Source organism: Streptomyces sp. SCA2-17 (genome assembly GCF_044336695.1).
Genome location: NZ_CP117521.1, coordinates 3,556,555 through 3,572,204, shown reverse-complemented (window position 1 = coordinate 3,572,204; position 15,650 = coordinate 3,556,555). Strand labels below are relative to the sequence as shown.

The 15,650-nt window shown below is 73.0% G+C and carries 17 protein-coding genes; 14 read left to right on the top strand and 3 right to left on the bottom strand.

The annotated features are described in order from the left end of the window. Positions 1-295 precede the first annotated feature (295 nt). The 5 genes from PS271_RS16115 to ygfZ are packed head-to-tail and all read left to right on the top strand — an operon-like array spanning position 296 to position 4,611. Positions 296-1,324: a FecCD family ABC transporter permease gene (locus PS271_RS16115; RefSeq protein ID WP_398386880.1), complete on the top strand. Its 1,029-nt coding sequence runs from the start codon at positions 296-298 to the stop codon at positions 1,322-1,324. Next, complete coding sequence (locus tag PS271_RS16110; RefSeq protein WP_398382540.1) at positions 1,324-2,097, top strand: ABC transporter ATP-binding protein; 774 nt, start codon at positions 1,324-1,326, stop codon at positions 2,095-2,097. Before PS271_RS16115 ends, PS271_RS16110 begins: the two co-directional genes overlap by 1 nt. Before the next feature lie 10 nt (positions 2,098-2,107). Further along, positions 2,108-3,148, top strand: coding sequence for an ABC transporter substrate-binding protein (locus PS271_RS16105; RefSeq protein ID WP_398382539.1), 1,041 nt, complete (start codon positions 2,108-2,110; stop codon positions 3,146-3,148). A 19-nt stretch (positions 3,149-3,167) separates the two neighbouring features. After that, a complete protein-coding gene (locus tag PS271_RS16100) occupies positions 3,168-3,617 on the top strand; it encodes a Fur family transcriptional regulator (protein WP_356284473.1) in 450 nt (149 codons plus the stop codon). A gap of 10 nt (positions 3,618-3,627) precedes the next feature. Continuing rightward, positions 3,628-4,611: a CAF17-like 4Fe-4S cluster assembly/insertion protein YgfZ gene (gene ygfZ / locus PS271_RS16095; RefSeq protein ID WP_398382538.1), complete on the top strand. Its 984-nt coding sequence runs from the start codon at positions 3,628-3,630 to the stop codon at positions 4,609-4,611. Between the two features lie 34 nt (positions 4,612-4,645). On the opposite strand, the gene dtd is transcribed toward ygfZ, so the two are convergent. Further along, entirely contained in the window at positions 4,646-5,071 is a 426-nt protein-coding gene (dtd, locus tag PS271_RS16090) for a D-aminoacyl-tRNA deacylase (RefSeq protein WP_398382537.1), read from the bottom strand. 153 nt (positions 5,072-5,224) lie between these two features. On the opposite strand from dtd, the gene PS271_RS16085 reads away from it, so the two are divergent. From PS271_RS16085 to PS271_RS16045, 9 genes are all read left to right on the top strand, one after another. Further along, entirely contained in the window at positions 5,225-5,815 is a 591-nt protein-coding gene (locus PS271_RS16085) for an RsiG family protein (protein ID WP_398382536.1), read from the top strand. Between the two features lie 81 nt (positions 5,816-5,896). Then, entirely contained in the window at positions 5,897-7,180 is a 1,284-nt protein-coding gene (locus tag PS271_RS16080; protein WP_398382535.1) for a GNAT family N-acetyltransferase, read from the top strand. 242 nt (positions 7,181-7,422) lie between these two features. After that, a complete protein-coding gene (locus PS271_RS16075) occupies positions 7,423-8,016 on the top strand; it encodes an NADPH-dependent FMN reductase (protein WP_398382534.1) in 594 nt (197 codons plus the stop codon). Positions 8,017-8,243: 227 nt separating this feature from the next. After that, positions 8,244-8,573 (top strand): winged helix-turn-helix transcriptional regulator, encoded by a 330-nt coding sequence (locus PS271_RS16070; protein WP_398382533.1) that lies wholly within the window; start codon positions 8,244-8,246, stop codon positions 8,571-8,573. Between the two features lie 148 nt (positions 8,574-8,721). Next, positions 8,722-9,855, top strand: a complete 1,134-nt coding sequence (locus tag PS271_RS16065; protein ID WP_398382532.1) for an FAD-dependent monooxygenase — start codon at positions 8,722-8,724, stop codon at positions 9,853-9,855. Between the two features lie 114 nt (positions 9,856-9,969). Beyond that, on the top strand, positions 9,970-11,091 hold the full coding sequence (locus PS271_RS16060; protein ID WP_398382531.1) for an FAD-dependent oxidoreductase: 1,122 nt from the start codon (positions 9,970-9,972) through the stop codon (positions 11,089-11,091). 97 nt (positions 11,092-11,188) lie between these two features. Next, on the top strand, positions 11,189-11,566 hold the full coding sequence (locus PS271_RS16055) for a helix-turn-helix domain-containing protein (RefSeq protein WP_120757122.1): 378 nt from the start codon (positions 11,189-11,191) through the stop codon (positions 11,564-11,566). Between the two features lie 18 nt (positions 11,567-11,584). After that, positions 11,585-12,217, top strand: a complete 633-nt coding sequence (locus PS271_RS16050) for a hypothetical protein (protein ID WP_398382530.1) — start codon at positions 11,585-11,587, stop codon at positions 12,215-12,217. A gap of 121 nt (positions 12,218-12,338) precedes the next feature. Continuing rightward, positions 12,339-12,686 carry a DUF2516 family protein gene (locus PS271_RS16045; RefSeq protein WP_398382529.1) on the top strand — a complete coding sequence of 116 codons (348 nt, stop codon included), beginning with the start codon at positions 12,339-12,341 and terminating at the stop codon, positions 12,684-12,686. Positions 12,687-12,794: 108 nt separating this feature from the next. Here the strand turns inward: PS271_RS16045 and PS271_RS16040 are convergent, their stop codons facing one another. Continuing rightward, positions 12,795-14,105 (bottom strand): PP2C family protein-serine/threonine phosphatase, encoded by a 1,311-nt coding sequence (locus PS271_RS16040; protein WP_398382528.1) that lies wholly within the window; start codon positions 14,103-14,105, stop codon positions 12,795-12,797. Between the two features lie 292 nt (positions 14,106-14,397). Continuing rightward, positions 14,398-15,423, bottom strand: coding sequence for a C40 family peptidase (locus PS271_RS16035; protein ID WP_495656774.1), 1,026 nt, complete (start codon positions 15,421-15,423; stop codon positions 14,398-14,400). Positions 15,424-15,650: the final 227 nt, after the last annotated feature.

Below are 15,650 nucleotides of genomic sequence, written 5' to 3'. Positions count from 1 at the left end.
GGAAAGTCCGGTTCGAAGTCCGGCGCTGACCCGCAACGGTAGGCGGAAAAGGCCCCCGGGGCCTTTTCCGTAAGCCCGATCGCCCACGGCGCGCACGATCCCCGTACAACTCGCCGTGGACTGCGAGGGGACCACCCGGGCACGACCGCACCGCACCCCGCCCCGGGCCGCTCCTCCGTACGTACGGACGCGGCCCGAGGCGAAGGCGCACCCCGTGTCGACAGATCTCCCGGCCCTCCGCCCTAAGGCGGCCGGCGCCGCCCCGCCGGGGCCCGGCCCGGCGGCGCCACGGCGGCTGCCGCTGCCGCCCCTGCTGGCCGCTTTGACGGCCGCGCTCCTGGTCTCGGTCCTCTGCGGCACGGGCCTGGGCGCCGCGGGCGTCACGTGGGCCGAGACCCTTCGCTATCTGCGGGCGGGGTTCACCGGCGGGACGATCGCGCCGGGCGAGGTCTCCGCGTACACCATCGTCTGGGAGCTGCGCTTCCCGCGCGCCCTGCTGGCCGCCGTCGTCGGCGCGGGGCTCTCCGCCGTCGGCGTGGCCGTGCAGGCCATGGTCCGCAACGCCCTCGCCGACCCGTTCGTGCTGGGCATCTCCTCGGGCGCCGCGATCGGCGCGAACGCCGTCCTGCTGTTCGGCGCGCTGGCCTCGCTCGGGGTCTGGGCGCTGTCCGGGGCGGCGTTCGTCTCGGCGCTCGCCGCGATGGTGCTCGTCTATCTCGCGGCCCGCACCCCGCAGGGCCTGACGCCGCTGCGGCTGGTCCTGACCGGTTCGGCGATGTACTACGGGTTCTCCGCCGTCACCACCCTGATGATCTTCATGGCGGAGCGCGGGGAGGCCGCCCGGTCGGCCATGATGTGGCTGCTCGGCAGCCTGGGCGGCGCCACCTGGGCGTCCCTGCCGGTGGCCGCCGCGGTCGTGCTGGCCGGCATCGGCGCCCTGCTGTGGTGGGCGCGCAGCCTCAACGCGCTGGCCATGGGCGACGAGACGGCGGCCGCACTGGGCGTGGACCCCGACCGGATGCGCCGCGGGCTGTTCGTCCTGGCGGCGGCCGTGACCGGTGCCGTCGTCGCCGTCAGCGGCGCGATCGGCTTCGTCGGCCTGATGGTCCCGCACGTCACCCGCATGCTCGTCGGCGCCGACCACCGCCGCGTGCTGGCGGTCGCCCCGCTGCTGGGCGCCGTGCTGCTGGTGTGGGTCGACATCGCCTCCCGGCTGCTGCTCGCGCCCGTGGAGCTGCCCGTCGGCGTCCTGACCGCCCTCATCGGCGTGCCCTGCTTCGTGCTGCTGATGCGGCGCCGCCGCTACTCCTTCGGAGGCGCCTGATGCAGGTGGACATCGAGGACCTGTCGGTCGAGATCGCGGGCGCCCGCCTGGTCTCGGACATCACCCTGCGCGCCGGCAGCGGCCGGTTCGTGGGCCTCATCGGCCCCAACGGCAGCGGCAAGTCCACGCTGCTGCGCTGCGCCTACCGGGCACTGCGGCCCGCCGCCGGCACCGTCCGCCTCGACGGCGACGACCTCCACGCCCTGGGCGCCCGGGAGGGCGCGCGCAGGCTGGCGGCGCTGCCGCAGGAGTCGGCGAGCGAGTTCGACTTCACGGCGGGCGAGGTCGTCGCCATGGGCCGGCTGCCGCACCAGCGCTCCGGCGGCCGGGGCACGGCCCGCGACGCCGAGGTGTGCGCGGCGGCGCTGGAGCGCGTCGGCGCGGGGCACCTGGCCGGGCGCAGCTTCCCCACGCTCTCCGGCGGCGAGAAGCAGCGCGTGCTGATCGCCCGCGCGCTGGCCCAGGAGCCGCGGGTGCTGGTCCTGGACGAGCCCACCAACCACCTGGACATCGCCCAGCAGCTGGAGGTGCTGGCGCTGGTGCGGGACGCGGGCCTGACGGTCCTGGCCGCCCTGCACGACATCGACCTGGCCGCGGCGCACTGCGACGAGCTGTACGTCATCCGCGGCGGGCGCATCGTCGCCTCCGGGCCGCCGGACGAGGTGCTGACCGCCGAGCTGCTCGCCGGCGTGTTCGGCGTGCGGGCGCACCGCGTGCCGCACCCGGAGACCGGCGCGACGCGCCTGCTGTTCGACCGCCTGCCCTCTTCGTAAGGACACCCGCATGGCCCTGCGCACCGCCCGCCCCGCCCGTACCGCCCTCGCCCTCCTCACCGTCCTCGCCCTGGCCACCGGCTGCGGGGCGAAGGTCGCCGAGGACGGCGACGCGGCGAAGACGGACAAGAAGGCGTCCGGCCACTACCCCGTGACCGTCGAGAACTGCGGGGTGCGGACGACGTACGACAAGGCGCCGCAGCGCGTCGTCACCAACGACGTCAACATCGCCGAGATCATGTTCGCGCTCGGCCTGGAGGACCACATGGCCGGGTACGTGGCCCCCGGCTACCGCTCCGACCGCGAGTCGGTGCCGTGGAAGGACGGCTACAAGAAGGTGCCCTGGCTGTCCAAGAAGGAGATCACCAAGGAGCTCGCGCTGGACGCGAAGGCCGACCTGGTCTTCGCCGGCTGGAACTACGGCTTCTCCGAGGGCAGCGGCTTCACGCCCGAGGCCCTGAAGAAGCTCGGCATCGGCTCGTACGTCCTCACCGAGTCCTGCCGCAACGGCGGCGCGGGCAAGGCGCGCGGCGTGATGCCGCCCCTGGAGGCCCTCTACACGGACCTCACCACGCTCGGGAAGGTCTTCGACGTCGAGGACCGGGCGGCGAAGCTCGTCGCGGGCTTCAAGAAGCAGGTCGCCGAGGCACAGGCGAGCGTGCCGGCGGACGGCAAGCGGCCCACGGTCTTCCTCTACGACGACGGCCGCGACAAGGCGACCACGTCCGGCGCCTTCGCCGGCCCGCACGACATCATCACCAAGGCCGGCGGCGACCACGTGATGAAGGACCTCAAGGACACCTGGCCCTCGGTCGGCTGGGAGACCGTCGTCGAGCGCAACCCCGACGTCATCGTCATCAACAACTACGGCGACGTGACGGCCGAGCAGAAGAAGGAGTTCCTGACGTCGTACCCGCCGCTCGCGGGCGTCTCGGCCGTCAAGAACGACCGGATCTTCGTCCTCGACTACGTCGACCTCGTCGAGAGCCCCCGCAACCCGGCGGCCATCGCCGCGCTCGCCCGCTATCTCAACGGGGTACGGGAGCGGTGACGCTGCCTAGACTGGTGGGGTGGTGGACACCGACTGGCAGAGCAACCTCCGTAGGCGCGGGTACCGGCTGACGCCGCAGCGCCAGCTCGTCCTGGAGGCGGTCGACCGGCTGGAGCACGCGACCCCGGACGACATCCTCACCGAGGTCCGGCGCACCGCCGGCGGGGTCAACATCTCCACGGTCTACCGGACCCTGGAGCTGCTGGAGGAGCTGGGCCTGGTCAGCCACGCCCACCTCGGGCACGGCGCCCCCACCTACCACCTGGCCGACCGGCACCACCACATACACCTCGTGTGCCGGGACTGCACGGGCGTCGTCGAGGCCGATCTGTCCGTGGCCGCGGAGTTCACGGACCGGCTCCGCGCGGAGTTCGGCTTCGAGACCGACATGAAGCACTTCGCGATCTTCGGCCAGTGCCGGGAGTGCGCCGCCGGGCGCGCCTCGAAGGAGCCGCCGGCCGCGCCGTAGGCTTGGCCGCATGCCGCGTGAATCGAAAGCCAGCCCGCTGCTGTCGCTGCCCGGTGCCGTCGCCGCCGAGGCCCCGGACGAAGGGGTCGCCGCCCACTACGGCGATCTCTTCCGCGAACAGCGCGCGCTCGCCGGAGGGTCCGGTTTCGTCGACCTCTCGCACCGCGGGGTCGTCACCGTCACCGGGCCCGACCGGCTGAGCTGGCTGCACCTCCTGCTCACCCAGCACGTCAGCGACCTGCCGCCGGGGCAGGCCACGGAAGCGCTGATCCTCTCCGCCAACGGGCACATCGAGCATGCGCTCTCGCTCGTGGACGACGGGGAGACCGTCTGGGCCCACGTCGAGCCCGGCACCCAGGACGCGCTCATCGCCTACCTGGAGAGCATGAAGTTCTTCTACCAGGTCGAGGTCGCCGATCGTACGGACGACTACGCCGTGGTGTACCTGCCCGCGGGTTCGATCGCGGAAGCACCCGAAGGCGCCCTGGCGCGCGAGACGGCGCACGGCCGGGACCTGTTCCTGCCGCGCGCGCTGCTGGAGCCGTTCGCCGCGGCGCACGGCCCCGCCGCGGGCGTCCTCGCCCACGAGGCGCTCCGGGTGGAGGCGCACCGCCCCCGGCTCGGCCTGGAGACCGACCACCGGACGATCCCGCACGAGCTCGGCCTCATCGGCCCGGTCGTCCACCTCCAGAAGGGCTGCTACCGCGGCCAGGAGACCGTGGCCCGCGTCCACAACCTGGGGAAGCCGCCGCGGCGGCTGGTCTTCCTGCACCTCGACGGCAGCGAGGTGGCCCTGCCCCCGCACGGGGCCCCCGTGCGGCTGGCCTCCGACGGCACCGAGGGCCGCCAGCTGGGCTTCGTCACCACCTCGGCCCGCCACTACGAACTGGGCCCGATCGCCCTGGCCCTGGTCAAGCGGAACGTCGCGGTCGACGCACCGCTCCTGGTGGGCGAGAAGACGGCGGCGACGCAGGAGGTCGTGGTCGAGCCGTAAGCGAGGAGCTCCGGGGGCTTGCCCCCGGACCCCGTCACACCTCCACGAGCACCGTGAACGGGCCGTTGTTCGTCAGCGACACCTTCATGTCCGCGCCGAAGCGGCCCGTCTCCACCTGCGCCCCCAGCGCCCGGAGATGAGCGACGACGGCGTCGACCAACGGCTCCGCGACCGCCCCCGGCGCCGCCGCGTTCCACGTCGGCCGCCGCCCCTTCCGGGCGTCACCGTAGAGAGTGAACTGCGAGATCACCAGCAGCGGCGCCCCTACGTCCGAACACGACTTCTCGTCCTCGAGGATCCGTACGGACCACAGCTTCCGCGCGAGCTGCTCCGCCTTCGCCGGGGTGTCGTCGTGCGTCACCCCGACGAGGACGCACAGCCCCTGTCCGATGATCTCTCCGACGGTCTCGCCGTCGACGACGACCCGCGCCCCGTCCACCCTCTGCACCACTGCACGCATACGGACCATGATGCCTTGCGTCCATCCAGGGCCGTTCGGGTGCGGAGACCCTGCGCCCGGGCCTCACCCAGTGGCACGATGCGTGCAGGCGGTGCCTTGTGCGGGCACATGTGATGCGGCCGCACACCGCCCGAGGGGAAACGGAAGACGCGCATGACCACACCCATTGAGGACGGCCCCATGCTCAAGGCAGCCGACAGCCTGCAGCCCCGGCCGCCGAGCCAGCGCTCCGGCCGGCAGGCGGACGTCCCCGGCCGCGGCCTCGGCGAGCTGGGCCTGGTGGAGCTGCGCGCCCTGCGCCGGGACGCCCGGCGCGACGAGGCGGACCTCAGCTACGTGCGGCGGCTGCTCCAGGGCCGGATCGACATCCTCCGGGCCGAGCTGGCGCGCCGCTCCTCGCCGGGCTCCCCGGTCATGGCCCGCCTCGTCGTGGACCGGCTGTCGGAGATCCTCGCGGACGCCCCCTCGGACCACCGCTCGTCCGCCCGCCACGTGACCGTGGGCACGCCGCACAGCGAGGAGTACCGGCGGCTGGCCGAGGACATGCTGTCGGAGGTGGAGCTGTCGGACCTGGGCGCCCGGACGGACGGCGAGCTGCACGCCGCCATGGACCGCCTGGCCTCGTACGAGCGGCAGGTCTCCGTGCGGCGCCAGCAGCTCCAGCGGACGGCGGACGACTGCAGCGGCGAGATCACCCGCCGGTACCGCGAGGGGGAAGCGCAGGTGGACGACCTCCTCGCCTGACGCGCGCAAGGCGGCGGCCGGCCCGGCGGCCCGCGGAAATCCGGGTGCGGACGCGGCGGCGGCGCGCTTAGCGTCGCGGCCATGAGCCTCGACGTCCGCACGATCACCGAAGACGACCTCCCCGGCTGGGTCCGGGCCCGCCGCACCGGCTACGTCCAGTCGCCCGCCGTGAGCAAGGCGGAGCTCGCGTTCCGCCGCGAGCTGATGGATTTCCCGCGCGCCCAGGGCGCGTTCGACGACGGCCGCTGCGTGGCCACGTACCGCAGCTTCACCCAGCGGCTCAGCGTCCCCGGCGGGGCGTCGGTGACCGCGAACGCCGTCAGCAACGTGAGCGTCTCGGCCACGCACCGCCGCCGCGGCCTGCTCAGCCGCATGATCGACCGCGATCTGCGGGAGGCCGCGGAGCGCGGCGACGCCGCGGCGACGCTGATCGCCGCCGAGTACCCGATCTACGGCCGCTTCGGCTTCGGCCCGGCCACCCGCGTCACGGAGTGGGAGGTGGACGTGCCCCGCGCGGGGCTGGACCCGCGCTACGCCGGTCCGGGCGACGGCGGGCGCGTCGACTACGTGGACGTCGCCGACCTGCGGGAGCACGGGCCCGCGCTGTACGAGCGGGTACGGGCCGTGCGGCACGGCCTGGTCGACCGTACGGACGTGTGGTGGCGGCGGAACACCGGCGCGCTCCCGGTCGACGACGCCCCCTGGACCGAGCCGACCGCCGTGGTCTACCGGCCGGCGGACGGCGGCGGCCGCATCGACGGGCTGCTCGTCTTCACCGCCGACGACAGGTGGGAGGCCAAGCTGCCGCACCAGACGGCGACCGTGCTCGACCTCGTCGCGGTCTCCCCCGCCGCCGAGCGCGCCCTGTGGCTGTTCCTGCTGTCCGTGGACTGGATCACGCGCGTGCGCACCGGCTACCGCGCGCCGGACGACCTCCTGCCCGACCTGCTCCCGGACCCGCGGGCCGCGCGCGTGGTCACGGACGCCGACCTGCTGTGGCTGCGGCCGCTGGACGTACCGGTGCTGCTGCGGTCCCGTACGTACGCCGTGGCCGGCTCGCTCGTCCTCGACGTCACCGACGCCACCGGACCGGCCGGCCCCGGCGGCGCTTCCGGCCCGTCCGGTCCCGCCGCCGGCCGCTTCCTGCTGGAGGCCGGCCCCGACGGCGCCTCCTGCACCCGTACGGCGCGGCCGGCCGACCTGTCGCTGTCCGCCGCCGCGCTGGGCAGCCTCTTCCTGGGCGGCGAGTCCGCCATGCGGCTCGCGGCGCTCGGGCGCGCGGCGGAGGAGCGGCCCGGCGCGGCGGGCCGGGCGGACGCGCTGCTGCGCACGGGGCGGCGGCCCTGGTGCGCCGACATCTTCTGAGGTCAGCGGGGGTTCGGGGCAGGGCGGTCGCAGGCGCCCGGCACCGCGGAAGGTGACATTCAAAAAGGGACTTCACGGATAATCCAGGCGATCCTCTCAACCGCCCTTGACCTCAAGCTGCGTTGAGGTTCCAGACTTCCCTCAACGGAACGGCACACGGGCCACCCACCACGCCGCCCGGTCCGCCCGGTCCGCCGCCCGCTCCACCACCCACCGCCCCACGACTTCCAGAGGTCCCCATCGTGTCCGAGAGCACCTACCGCCTCGCCGTCATCGTCGGTTCCACCCGCGACGGGCGCTTCGGCCCCACCGTCGCCAAGTGGTTCACCGAGCAGGCCGCCCGCCACGGCGGCATGGAGATCGACCTCATCGACCTGGCCCTCCACCCGCTGCCGGTGCGGATCACCAAGGAGCCGAGCGCCGAGGAAGCCGCGGTGCTCGCCGAGGTGACGCCCCGTCTGGAGCAGGCCGACGCGTTCGTCATCCTGACGCCCGAGTACAACCACAGCTACCCGGCGTCCCTGAAGAACCTCATCGACTGGCACTACACGCAGTGGCGCGCCAAGCCCGTCGCCTTCGTCTCGTACGGCGGCCTGGCCGGCGGCCTGCGCGCGGTCGAGCACCTGCGCCCGGTCTTCACCGAGCTGCACGCCGTGTCCATCCGCGAGCAGGTCAGCTTCCACAGCCCCTGGGGCAAGTTCGACGCCGACGGCCGGCACCTGGACGCGGAGGCGGGCGAGCAGTCCGCCGGCGCGGCGAAGGTCATGCTGGACCAGCTGACCTGGTGGGCCTTGTCCCTGCGGGAGGCGCGCGCCGCCCGCCCGTACGGCGCCTGACCGGCGCCGCACACACGAACTCCTGCCTCCGGCCCTACCCCCGTTGGGGCCGGTGGCAGGCATGTCGTGCCGAGCGGGCGCGCTCCATCACCCTCCTCCCGGTGCGCGCCCGTGAGATACCCCCGGATGGGGCTGATTCGGGAATCACGGCCCCTTCGCGCCGCTTAGCCTGAAGCGCGGCCGGCCGGCCGGAAGGGCCGGTACGGCAGGGACAACAGGGGGGTTGGATGAAGCAGCGTCCGTACCACTGCGGGATCGACGCCGCTCTCGACGTCATCGACGGCAAGTGGAAAGTGCTCGTCCTGTGGGCGCTGGACTCCGGCGCGCGCCGCTTCGGCGAGACGAAGCGGCTGCTGCCGGGCATCAGCGAGAAGGTGCTGGTGCAGCAGCTTCGCGAGCTGGAGGCCGACGGCATCGTCCACCGCGAGGTCTACGACCAGGTACCGCCGAAGGTGGAGTACTCGCTGACCGAGCGGGGCCGCGCTCTGAACCGGGCCCTGACGCCGCTGAACATCTGGGGGAAGGAGCGGCTCGCCCTCCTGGACGCGGAGCGCTGATCACCCACCGGCCCTTTTGCTCGGACCGGAACTATTACGTGCCGATCTTTGCATTGCCGCCGCGGCATCCCGTGACAAGCCTTGAGGTGAACGCACCACAGGGGCACCGCAGTTACCGGATGCACATCGGCAGTGCTGGGAGAAGGCCGTGCGAAACAAGAGTGTTCTGATCTCCGGGGCGAGCGTGACGGGGCTGGCGCTGGCGTACTGGTTGCAGCGCGCCGGATTCCGGCCGACGGTCGTGGAACGGGCGCCCGGCCTGCGCAAGGGCGGGCAGGCCCTCGACATCCGCGGCGCCGCGCTCGAGGTCACGAAACGCATGGAACTGCTCGACGAGATCCGGGCGGCGACGACGAACATGCGCGGAATGTCGTTCGTGGACGGCCGGGGCGAGGAGTTGAGCAGGTCCACCGAGGCCACTCTGACCGGCGGATTGATCGACAACGACGACGTGGAAATCATGCGCGACGACTTGACGGCCCTGCTGTTCGACGCGGGCCGCACGGGGACCGAATACCTCTTCGGCGACGTCATCACGTCCCTCACGCAGGGCGACGACACCGTCGGCGTCACTTTCCGGGACGGCCCCCCGCGCCGCTTCGACCTGGTGATCGGCGCGGACGGGCTGCACTCCGGCGTGCGGCGGCTGGCCTTCGGCCCGGAGCGGGAGTTCATCCATTTCCTCGGCAGCTATCTCGCGGTCTTCAGCGTGGAGAACTTCCTCGGCCTCGACCACTGGCAGATGTACCACTCCGCCGGCGACGCGCTGGTCGGCGTCTACAGCGCGCGGCAGAACACCGAGGCGCGGGCGATGCTCGTGTTCCGGTCCGCAGAGCTCGACTTCAACCACCGGGATCACGAGCAGCAGAAGAACATCCTCGCCGAGCGCTTCGCCGGGGTCGGCTGGGAGACGCCCCGGCTGCTGGCGCTCATGCGGGACACCCCGGACTTCTACTTCGACTCGATGAGCCAGGCCCGCCTCGACCACTGGTCGGACGGGCGGGTCGCCCTCGTCGGCGACGCGGGTTACTGCGCGTCGCCACAGTCCGGCCAGGGCACCAGCCTCGCCCTCGTCGGCGCCTACGTACTCGCCGGCGAACTCGCGAACAGCCGCGGCGACCACCGCACGGCCTTCGACCGCTACGAACGGGGGATGCGCGGCTACGTCCACGAGAACCAGCAACTGGCCCGGAACAGGGCCGGCAACAGGACGGTCACCCCGGCCGCCCTCGCCGAAGCGGCCGGCGCCATCTCCCTCCCGGACTACCCCGACCACGGCTGACGCCTGTCACGCCGGCGGCCGGGCGGGTTCGCCGGCCACGGCGTTGAAGTCCCGGTCCGCCCGTGGCACGTTCGGCCCGCACGTTCGCGATCGCGCGCCTCATACGGTGTACCGATGAGACATCGCATCGCAGTGGTCGGAGCCGGCCCCGCCGGCCTCACCTTCGCCCGCGTCCTGCACCGCCACGGCCACCCCGTCACCGTCCTCGAACACGATCCCGCCCCCGACGCCCGCCCCCCGGGCGGCACGCTGGACCTGCACCAAGGGCTGGGCCAACTCGCGCTGGACAAGGCGGGTCTCCTGACGGAGTTCCAGGCGCTGTCCCGCCCCGAGGGGCAGGCCATGCGCATCCTGGACACGGACGGGACCGTCCTGCGCGACTGGCGGCCCCGTCCGGATGAACAGGCCAACCCCGAGATCGACCGCGGGCAGCTCCGCGACCTGCTGCTCGGCCCTCTCGACGTCCGGTGGGGCCGGGGCGTGACGCAGGTGGTGCCGGGAACCCGGGACGGCGCACTCGTCCATTTCGCGGACGGGCAACAGGAGGCGTTCGACCTCGTGGTCGGCGCGGACGGCGCCTGGTCCCGGGTGCGCCCGGCAGTCTCGCCGGTGGCGCCGCACTACACCGGCGTCACCTCGGTCGAGACGTCCCTCGACGACGTCGACACCCGCCACCCCGGCCTCGCCCGGCTGATCGGCGACGGTTCCATGGCCGTGTACGGCGTGAACCGAAGCCTCACCGCCCAGCGCAACAGCGGCGGCCACGTGAAGGTGTACGCCAAATTCCGCGCGCCGCTGGACCGGCACACGGACCTGGACCCGGCCGATGCCGAGGCCGTGCGATCGAGCCTGCTGGCCCTGTTCGACGGCTGGGCCGCCCCCGTCCTCGACCTCCTCCGCAACGGCACCGCTTTCGTCCACCGCCCCCTCCACACCCTGCCCGTGTCCCACACCTGGACCCACGTCCCCGGGGTGACGCTCCTGGGCGACGCCGCCCACCTGATGCCCCCGTTGGGAGCGGGCGCGAACCTCGCGATGCTGGAAGGCGCCGAACTCGCCGAGTCCCTCGCCACCGCCGGCCCCGGAGACCTGGACGACACCGTCCGCGCCTTCGAGGAACGGATGTGGGCACGGGCCGCCAAGTGGGCGGAGATCACCACGGCCGGCCTGGAACGCCTGGTGAGCCCGGACCCCGCCGAAGCCCTCGCCCTCTTCGACCACGTCCAGCCGTCCTGACCGCCGAGCGCGCGAGCAGCGGCACCCCCAGCGCGGCGCAAACACTTTTGCAAGCAGGGCGCTTGCAAAAGTTAGCAGCGTGCGGCAGCATCGGGGTATGGCATCACTCAACGTCGGCAATCTCGGCGAGTACCTGCGCGAGCAGCGGCGCAATGCGCAGCTCACCTTGCGGCAGCTCGCCGATGCCGCGGGAGTGTCCAACCCGTATCTCAGCCAGATCGAGCGCGGCCTGCGCAAGCCGAGCGCCGAGATCCTCCAGCAGCTCGCGAAGGCGCTGCGGATCTCCGCCGAGACCTTGTACGTGCAGGCCGGGATCCTCGACGAGCGGGACCGGGACGAGGCGGAGGTCCGCAGTGTGATCCTCGCCGACCCCTCGATCAATGAGCAGCAGAAGCAGGTGCTGCTCCAGATCTACGAGTCCTTCCGCAAGGAGAACGGGCTCTCGACGGACGACGCCAGCAAACACTCCAGCTGACCCGGGAGAAGCATCGCCATGGCCATCACCACGCAGGACATCCGCAACGCGGCGACCGACACGGCCTACGCCGCCGCGGGTGCCGCGGACCTCACCGCGGAGAAGATCGGGCAGTTCATCACCGAGGCCCCCGAGCGCTTCGAGAAGCTGAAGAAGACCGACCCCAAGGTCGTGGGCGAGCGCGCGAAGCAGCAGGCCAAGGAGGCCCAGGCCACCCTGACCACGAAGTTCAGCGAGGTCGTCGGCTCGCTCGACAACGACGTGAAGAACCTGGGCCAGACCGTGCAGGACCTCGCCCTCAAGGGCGTCGGCCAGGCCGTCGGGTACGCGGCGGTGGCCGGCGAGCAGTTCGAGAAGCTGACCGAGCGCGGCCGGGTGGCCGTGAAGCAGTGGCGCGGCGAGGCCGCCGAAGAGTTCCAGGACATCGCCGTGGCCATCGAGCCGGAGCCGGCGGGCGGCAAGCCGGCGGAGGGCAAGGCCACCGCGGACAAGACCACCGAGGACAAGGCGGCCGAGGACAAGACCGGCACCGACGCCTCCGAGGGCTCCGCGGCCGCCGCCTCCGGCGACGACAAGCCCGCCGCCGCCCGCAAGCCCGCCGCCCGCAAGCCGGCCCCGGCGAAGAAGCCCGAGGCCAAGACCGGCGAGTAAGCGCAGGTCACGACCGTGAGCGGACGGCCCGGGCACATTCCGCGTGCCCGGGCCGTTCTGCGGGTACGGTGGCGGTCAGGGCCCGGGCGGGACAGGCGACGAGAAGGGTGAGGTGGGCGACGTGCTGGTGCAAGCCTTCGGCCAGGTCATGTACTGGATCTCCATCGGCCTGCTCGTCTTCAGCCTGGTCGCGTTCGTCAACGCCGCCGTGCACCGCGAGGACGCCTACCGCGCCGCGGACAAGCAGTCCAAGCCGTTCTGGCTGATCATCCTCGGCGTCGCCGTCGCCGTGAACCTGTTCATGGGGATCATGAGCTTCCTGCCGGTCCTCGGCCTGGTCGCCACGATCGTCTACATCGTGGACGTCCGCCCGGCGCTCAAGCAGGTCTCGGGCGGCCGCGGCCCGCGCCGCCGGGGCCGCGGCTCCAGCTCCGACGGCCCCTACGGCCCGTACAACGGCGGCCGCTGAGGCCGGGAAGAAGTCCCGCCGCACCGGCGAAGTGCCCCAACGGCGAGAGCCCGGCGGAGCGCCCGACCGCCTCGGCCCGGCGCCCGCACCCGCCGGGCCGCGCAGCCTTTACGTCCGTACCGACCGAACGGCTGCCCGTCCGGCCGGCCGTGGGGGCCTGCCGCCCTCCGCAGGAGCCCGGCTGCCGCGGTCGAGCAGCAGCACCGCCAAGTCGTCCGTCAGCTCCCCGCCGTTGAGGGCCTGCACCTCGGCGACCGTCGCGTCCAGGAGCTCCTCGCCGTGCAGCCCTTCCGCGAGCCCGCGGCTGATCAGCTCGACCATGCCGTCCTGGCCCAGGCGTCGCGCGCCGGCCCCGACCCGGCCCTCGATCAGCCCGTCCGTGTACATCAGCAGGCTCCACAGGCCGCCGAGTTCGACCTGGCTGCGCGGCCAGCGGGCGCGCCGGAGCAGGCCGAGCGCGGGGCCGCCGTCCTCCTGGGGCAGCAGCCGCGGCGCCCGCCCGGGGCGCACGAGCAGCGGGGCGGGGTGGCCGGCGAGGCTGAGGCCCGCGCGGCGCCCGTCCGCCGATATGTCGACGGCGCACAGCGTCGCGAAGGTCTCGTCGTCGGCGCGCTCGTGCTCCAGGACCTGCTGGAGGGTGGCGAGCAGCTCGTCGCCGCAGAGCCCGGCGAAGGTCAGCGCCCGCCAGGCGATGCGGAGTTCGACGCCGAGGGCGGCCTCGTCGGGGCCGTGGCCGCTGACGTCGCCGATCATGGCGTGCACGGTGCCGTCGGGCGTGCGGACCATGTCGTAGAAGTCGCCGCCGAGCAGGGCGCGGCTGCGGCCGGGCCGGTAGCGGGCGGCGAAGCGCAGGCCGGAGCCGGCGAGCAGCGGGGTGGGCAGCAGGCCGCGCTCCAGGCGGGCGTTCTCCTGGGCGCGCAGCCGGGACTCGGTGAGCTGCCGCTGGGTGAGGTCGGCGCGCTTGCGCTCGACGGCGTAGCGGATGGCCCGGCTGAGGACGCGCCCGTCGAGCTCGTCGCGCGAGAGGTAGTCCTGGGCGCCGACGCGTACGGCTTCGGCGGCGCGCTCGGTGTCCGCCTCGGCGGTCAGGGCGAGGACGGCGTGGTGCGGGGCGAGGCGCAGCACCTGGCGCAGGGTGTCCAGCTCGTCGGGGCGGCCGGCGGCCGTGCCCGTGCCGGCGGCTCCGGCGTCGGCCAGGTCGAGGAGGATGCAGTGGACGTCGTCGGTGAGGAGCCGCTCGGCCTCGGTGAGGTTGCGGGCGGTGCGGATGCGGACCGGGCTGCCCACGGCACCCGACATCTCGGTGATGTCCGGCATCGAGAGGGGCCCGGCGGGGTCGCCCTCGATCACCAGGAGGGTCAGTCCGGTGTCGGGCGACGTGGTCACCGGCTCCGCGGACCTCGGCGCGGGTACGGACATGTCTTCGGTTTCCTTCCTCCCCCAGCTACCGCTGGGGGTGCCTCCGCCCCCTGAGGCACGGCCCCCGCGACCGGCGGGGTGCCGAACGCGACCCTAGCGTCAGGGCATGGTCGAACGGAATGGAGCGGAGCCACTCGCCGCTGTCATATGCCCTAGCCGGAGCGGCATTTGGCGCGTGAAGGGAGAAACACGCGATGACAAACATCACCCCGACGGGGGTCCCTGTGTGCGACCCCCGTCACACCTCCAGAGCGTACGGACCGGACCGGTCCGCATATCTGCCGGCCCCGGTCTAGACCGGCCGTACGACGCCCAGGACCGGCATCGAGCCCGCCCCCGCGATCGTCACCTGTCGCCCCGGCCGCGGTGCGTGCACGATCGCGCCGTCGCCCACGTACATCCCGACGTGGCTCGCGTCGCCGAAGTAGATGATCAGGTCGCCCGGGCGCATGTCCTTCAGGTCCACCTTGGGCAGCAGCCGCCACTGGTCCTGCGAGGTCCGCGGTATCGCCCGGCCTGCGGCCGCCCAGGCCTTGAGGGTCAGCCCGGAGCAGTCGTACGTGTCCGGCCCCTCCGCGCCCCACACGTAGTTCTTGCCGATCTGGGCGGTCGCGAAGTCGACGGCCCGCCTGCCCTCGGCGGTGGCCGCGCCCGAGCCCTTGAGGCCGGCGCCCTTCACCGCGTCCGAGGCGAGCCACTTCTGCTGGGCCTGGCGGGCCCGCTCCTCCTCCAGCAGGCGCAGCCGCTCGCGCTCCTTCTCCTCCAGCTTCGACTCCAGCTCCTTGGCGGCCGCGAGCTTGGCCTCGATCTCCTTCTTCGCGCCCTCCTTCTTGCGGCGCTCGCCGTCGAGGGTCTTCCAGCGCTCGCCGGCGGCCTTGGCGTAGCCGTCGAGGGCCTTCTGCGCGGCGGCGACCTGGGTGATCAGCCCGCGCGTGGCGGCCTGCCCCTTGTGCGTGAGGGCGGCGCCGTCGAAGAAGCTCTCGGGGGAGCCGGAGAGGAGCAGCCGGACCTGCGGCGGCAGGCTGCCGTCGCGGTACTGGGCGCGGGCCAGGGAGCCGGCCTGGTTCTTGAGGCGGTTCATCCGCTCCTGCTCCTCGGCCGCGGACTTCGCGATCTCGGCGATCGACTTCTCCTGGCGGCGCTGGGCCTCGCTCGCGGCGTTGTAGGCGTCCGTGGCGGCCTCGGCCTGCCGGTAGAGGCTCTCCACCTCGCGGTGGACGTCCTCCAGCGTGCGCGGCGGCTTGGGTTCCGCATACGCGGTGCCGGGCATGGTGGCCACCACCCCGGCCACGGCCAGGACGCATATCAATGCGGTCACCGAGATCACGCGTCTGCCTCCGCAGCCCTCACCCCTGCCGCCCGCCATGCTGCCAGGGTTCTCAGCGTCCGCACTCCAGCCGTAGCTCCGGCCGTTCCGCCCCACAGACCACCTCCGCGGTCACTACCCCCACGTCTGACATGCCGTCACGCGAGCAAGGGATGCTGCCACGGCACCCGGCAATCCGACAGAGATCTGCGTCACACTGCGGGGAGTTCGGCCCGTAT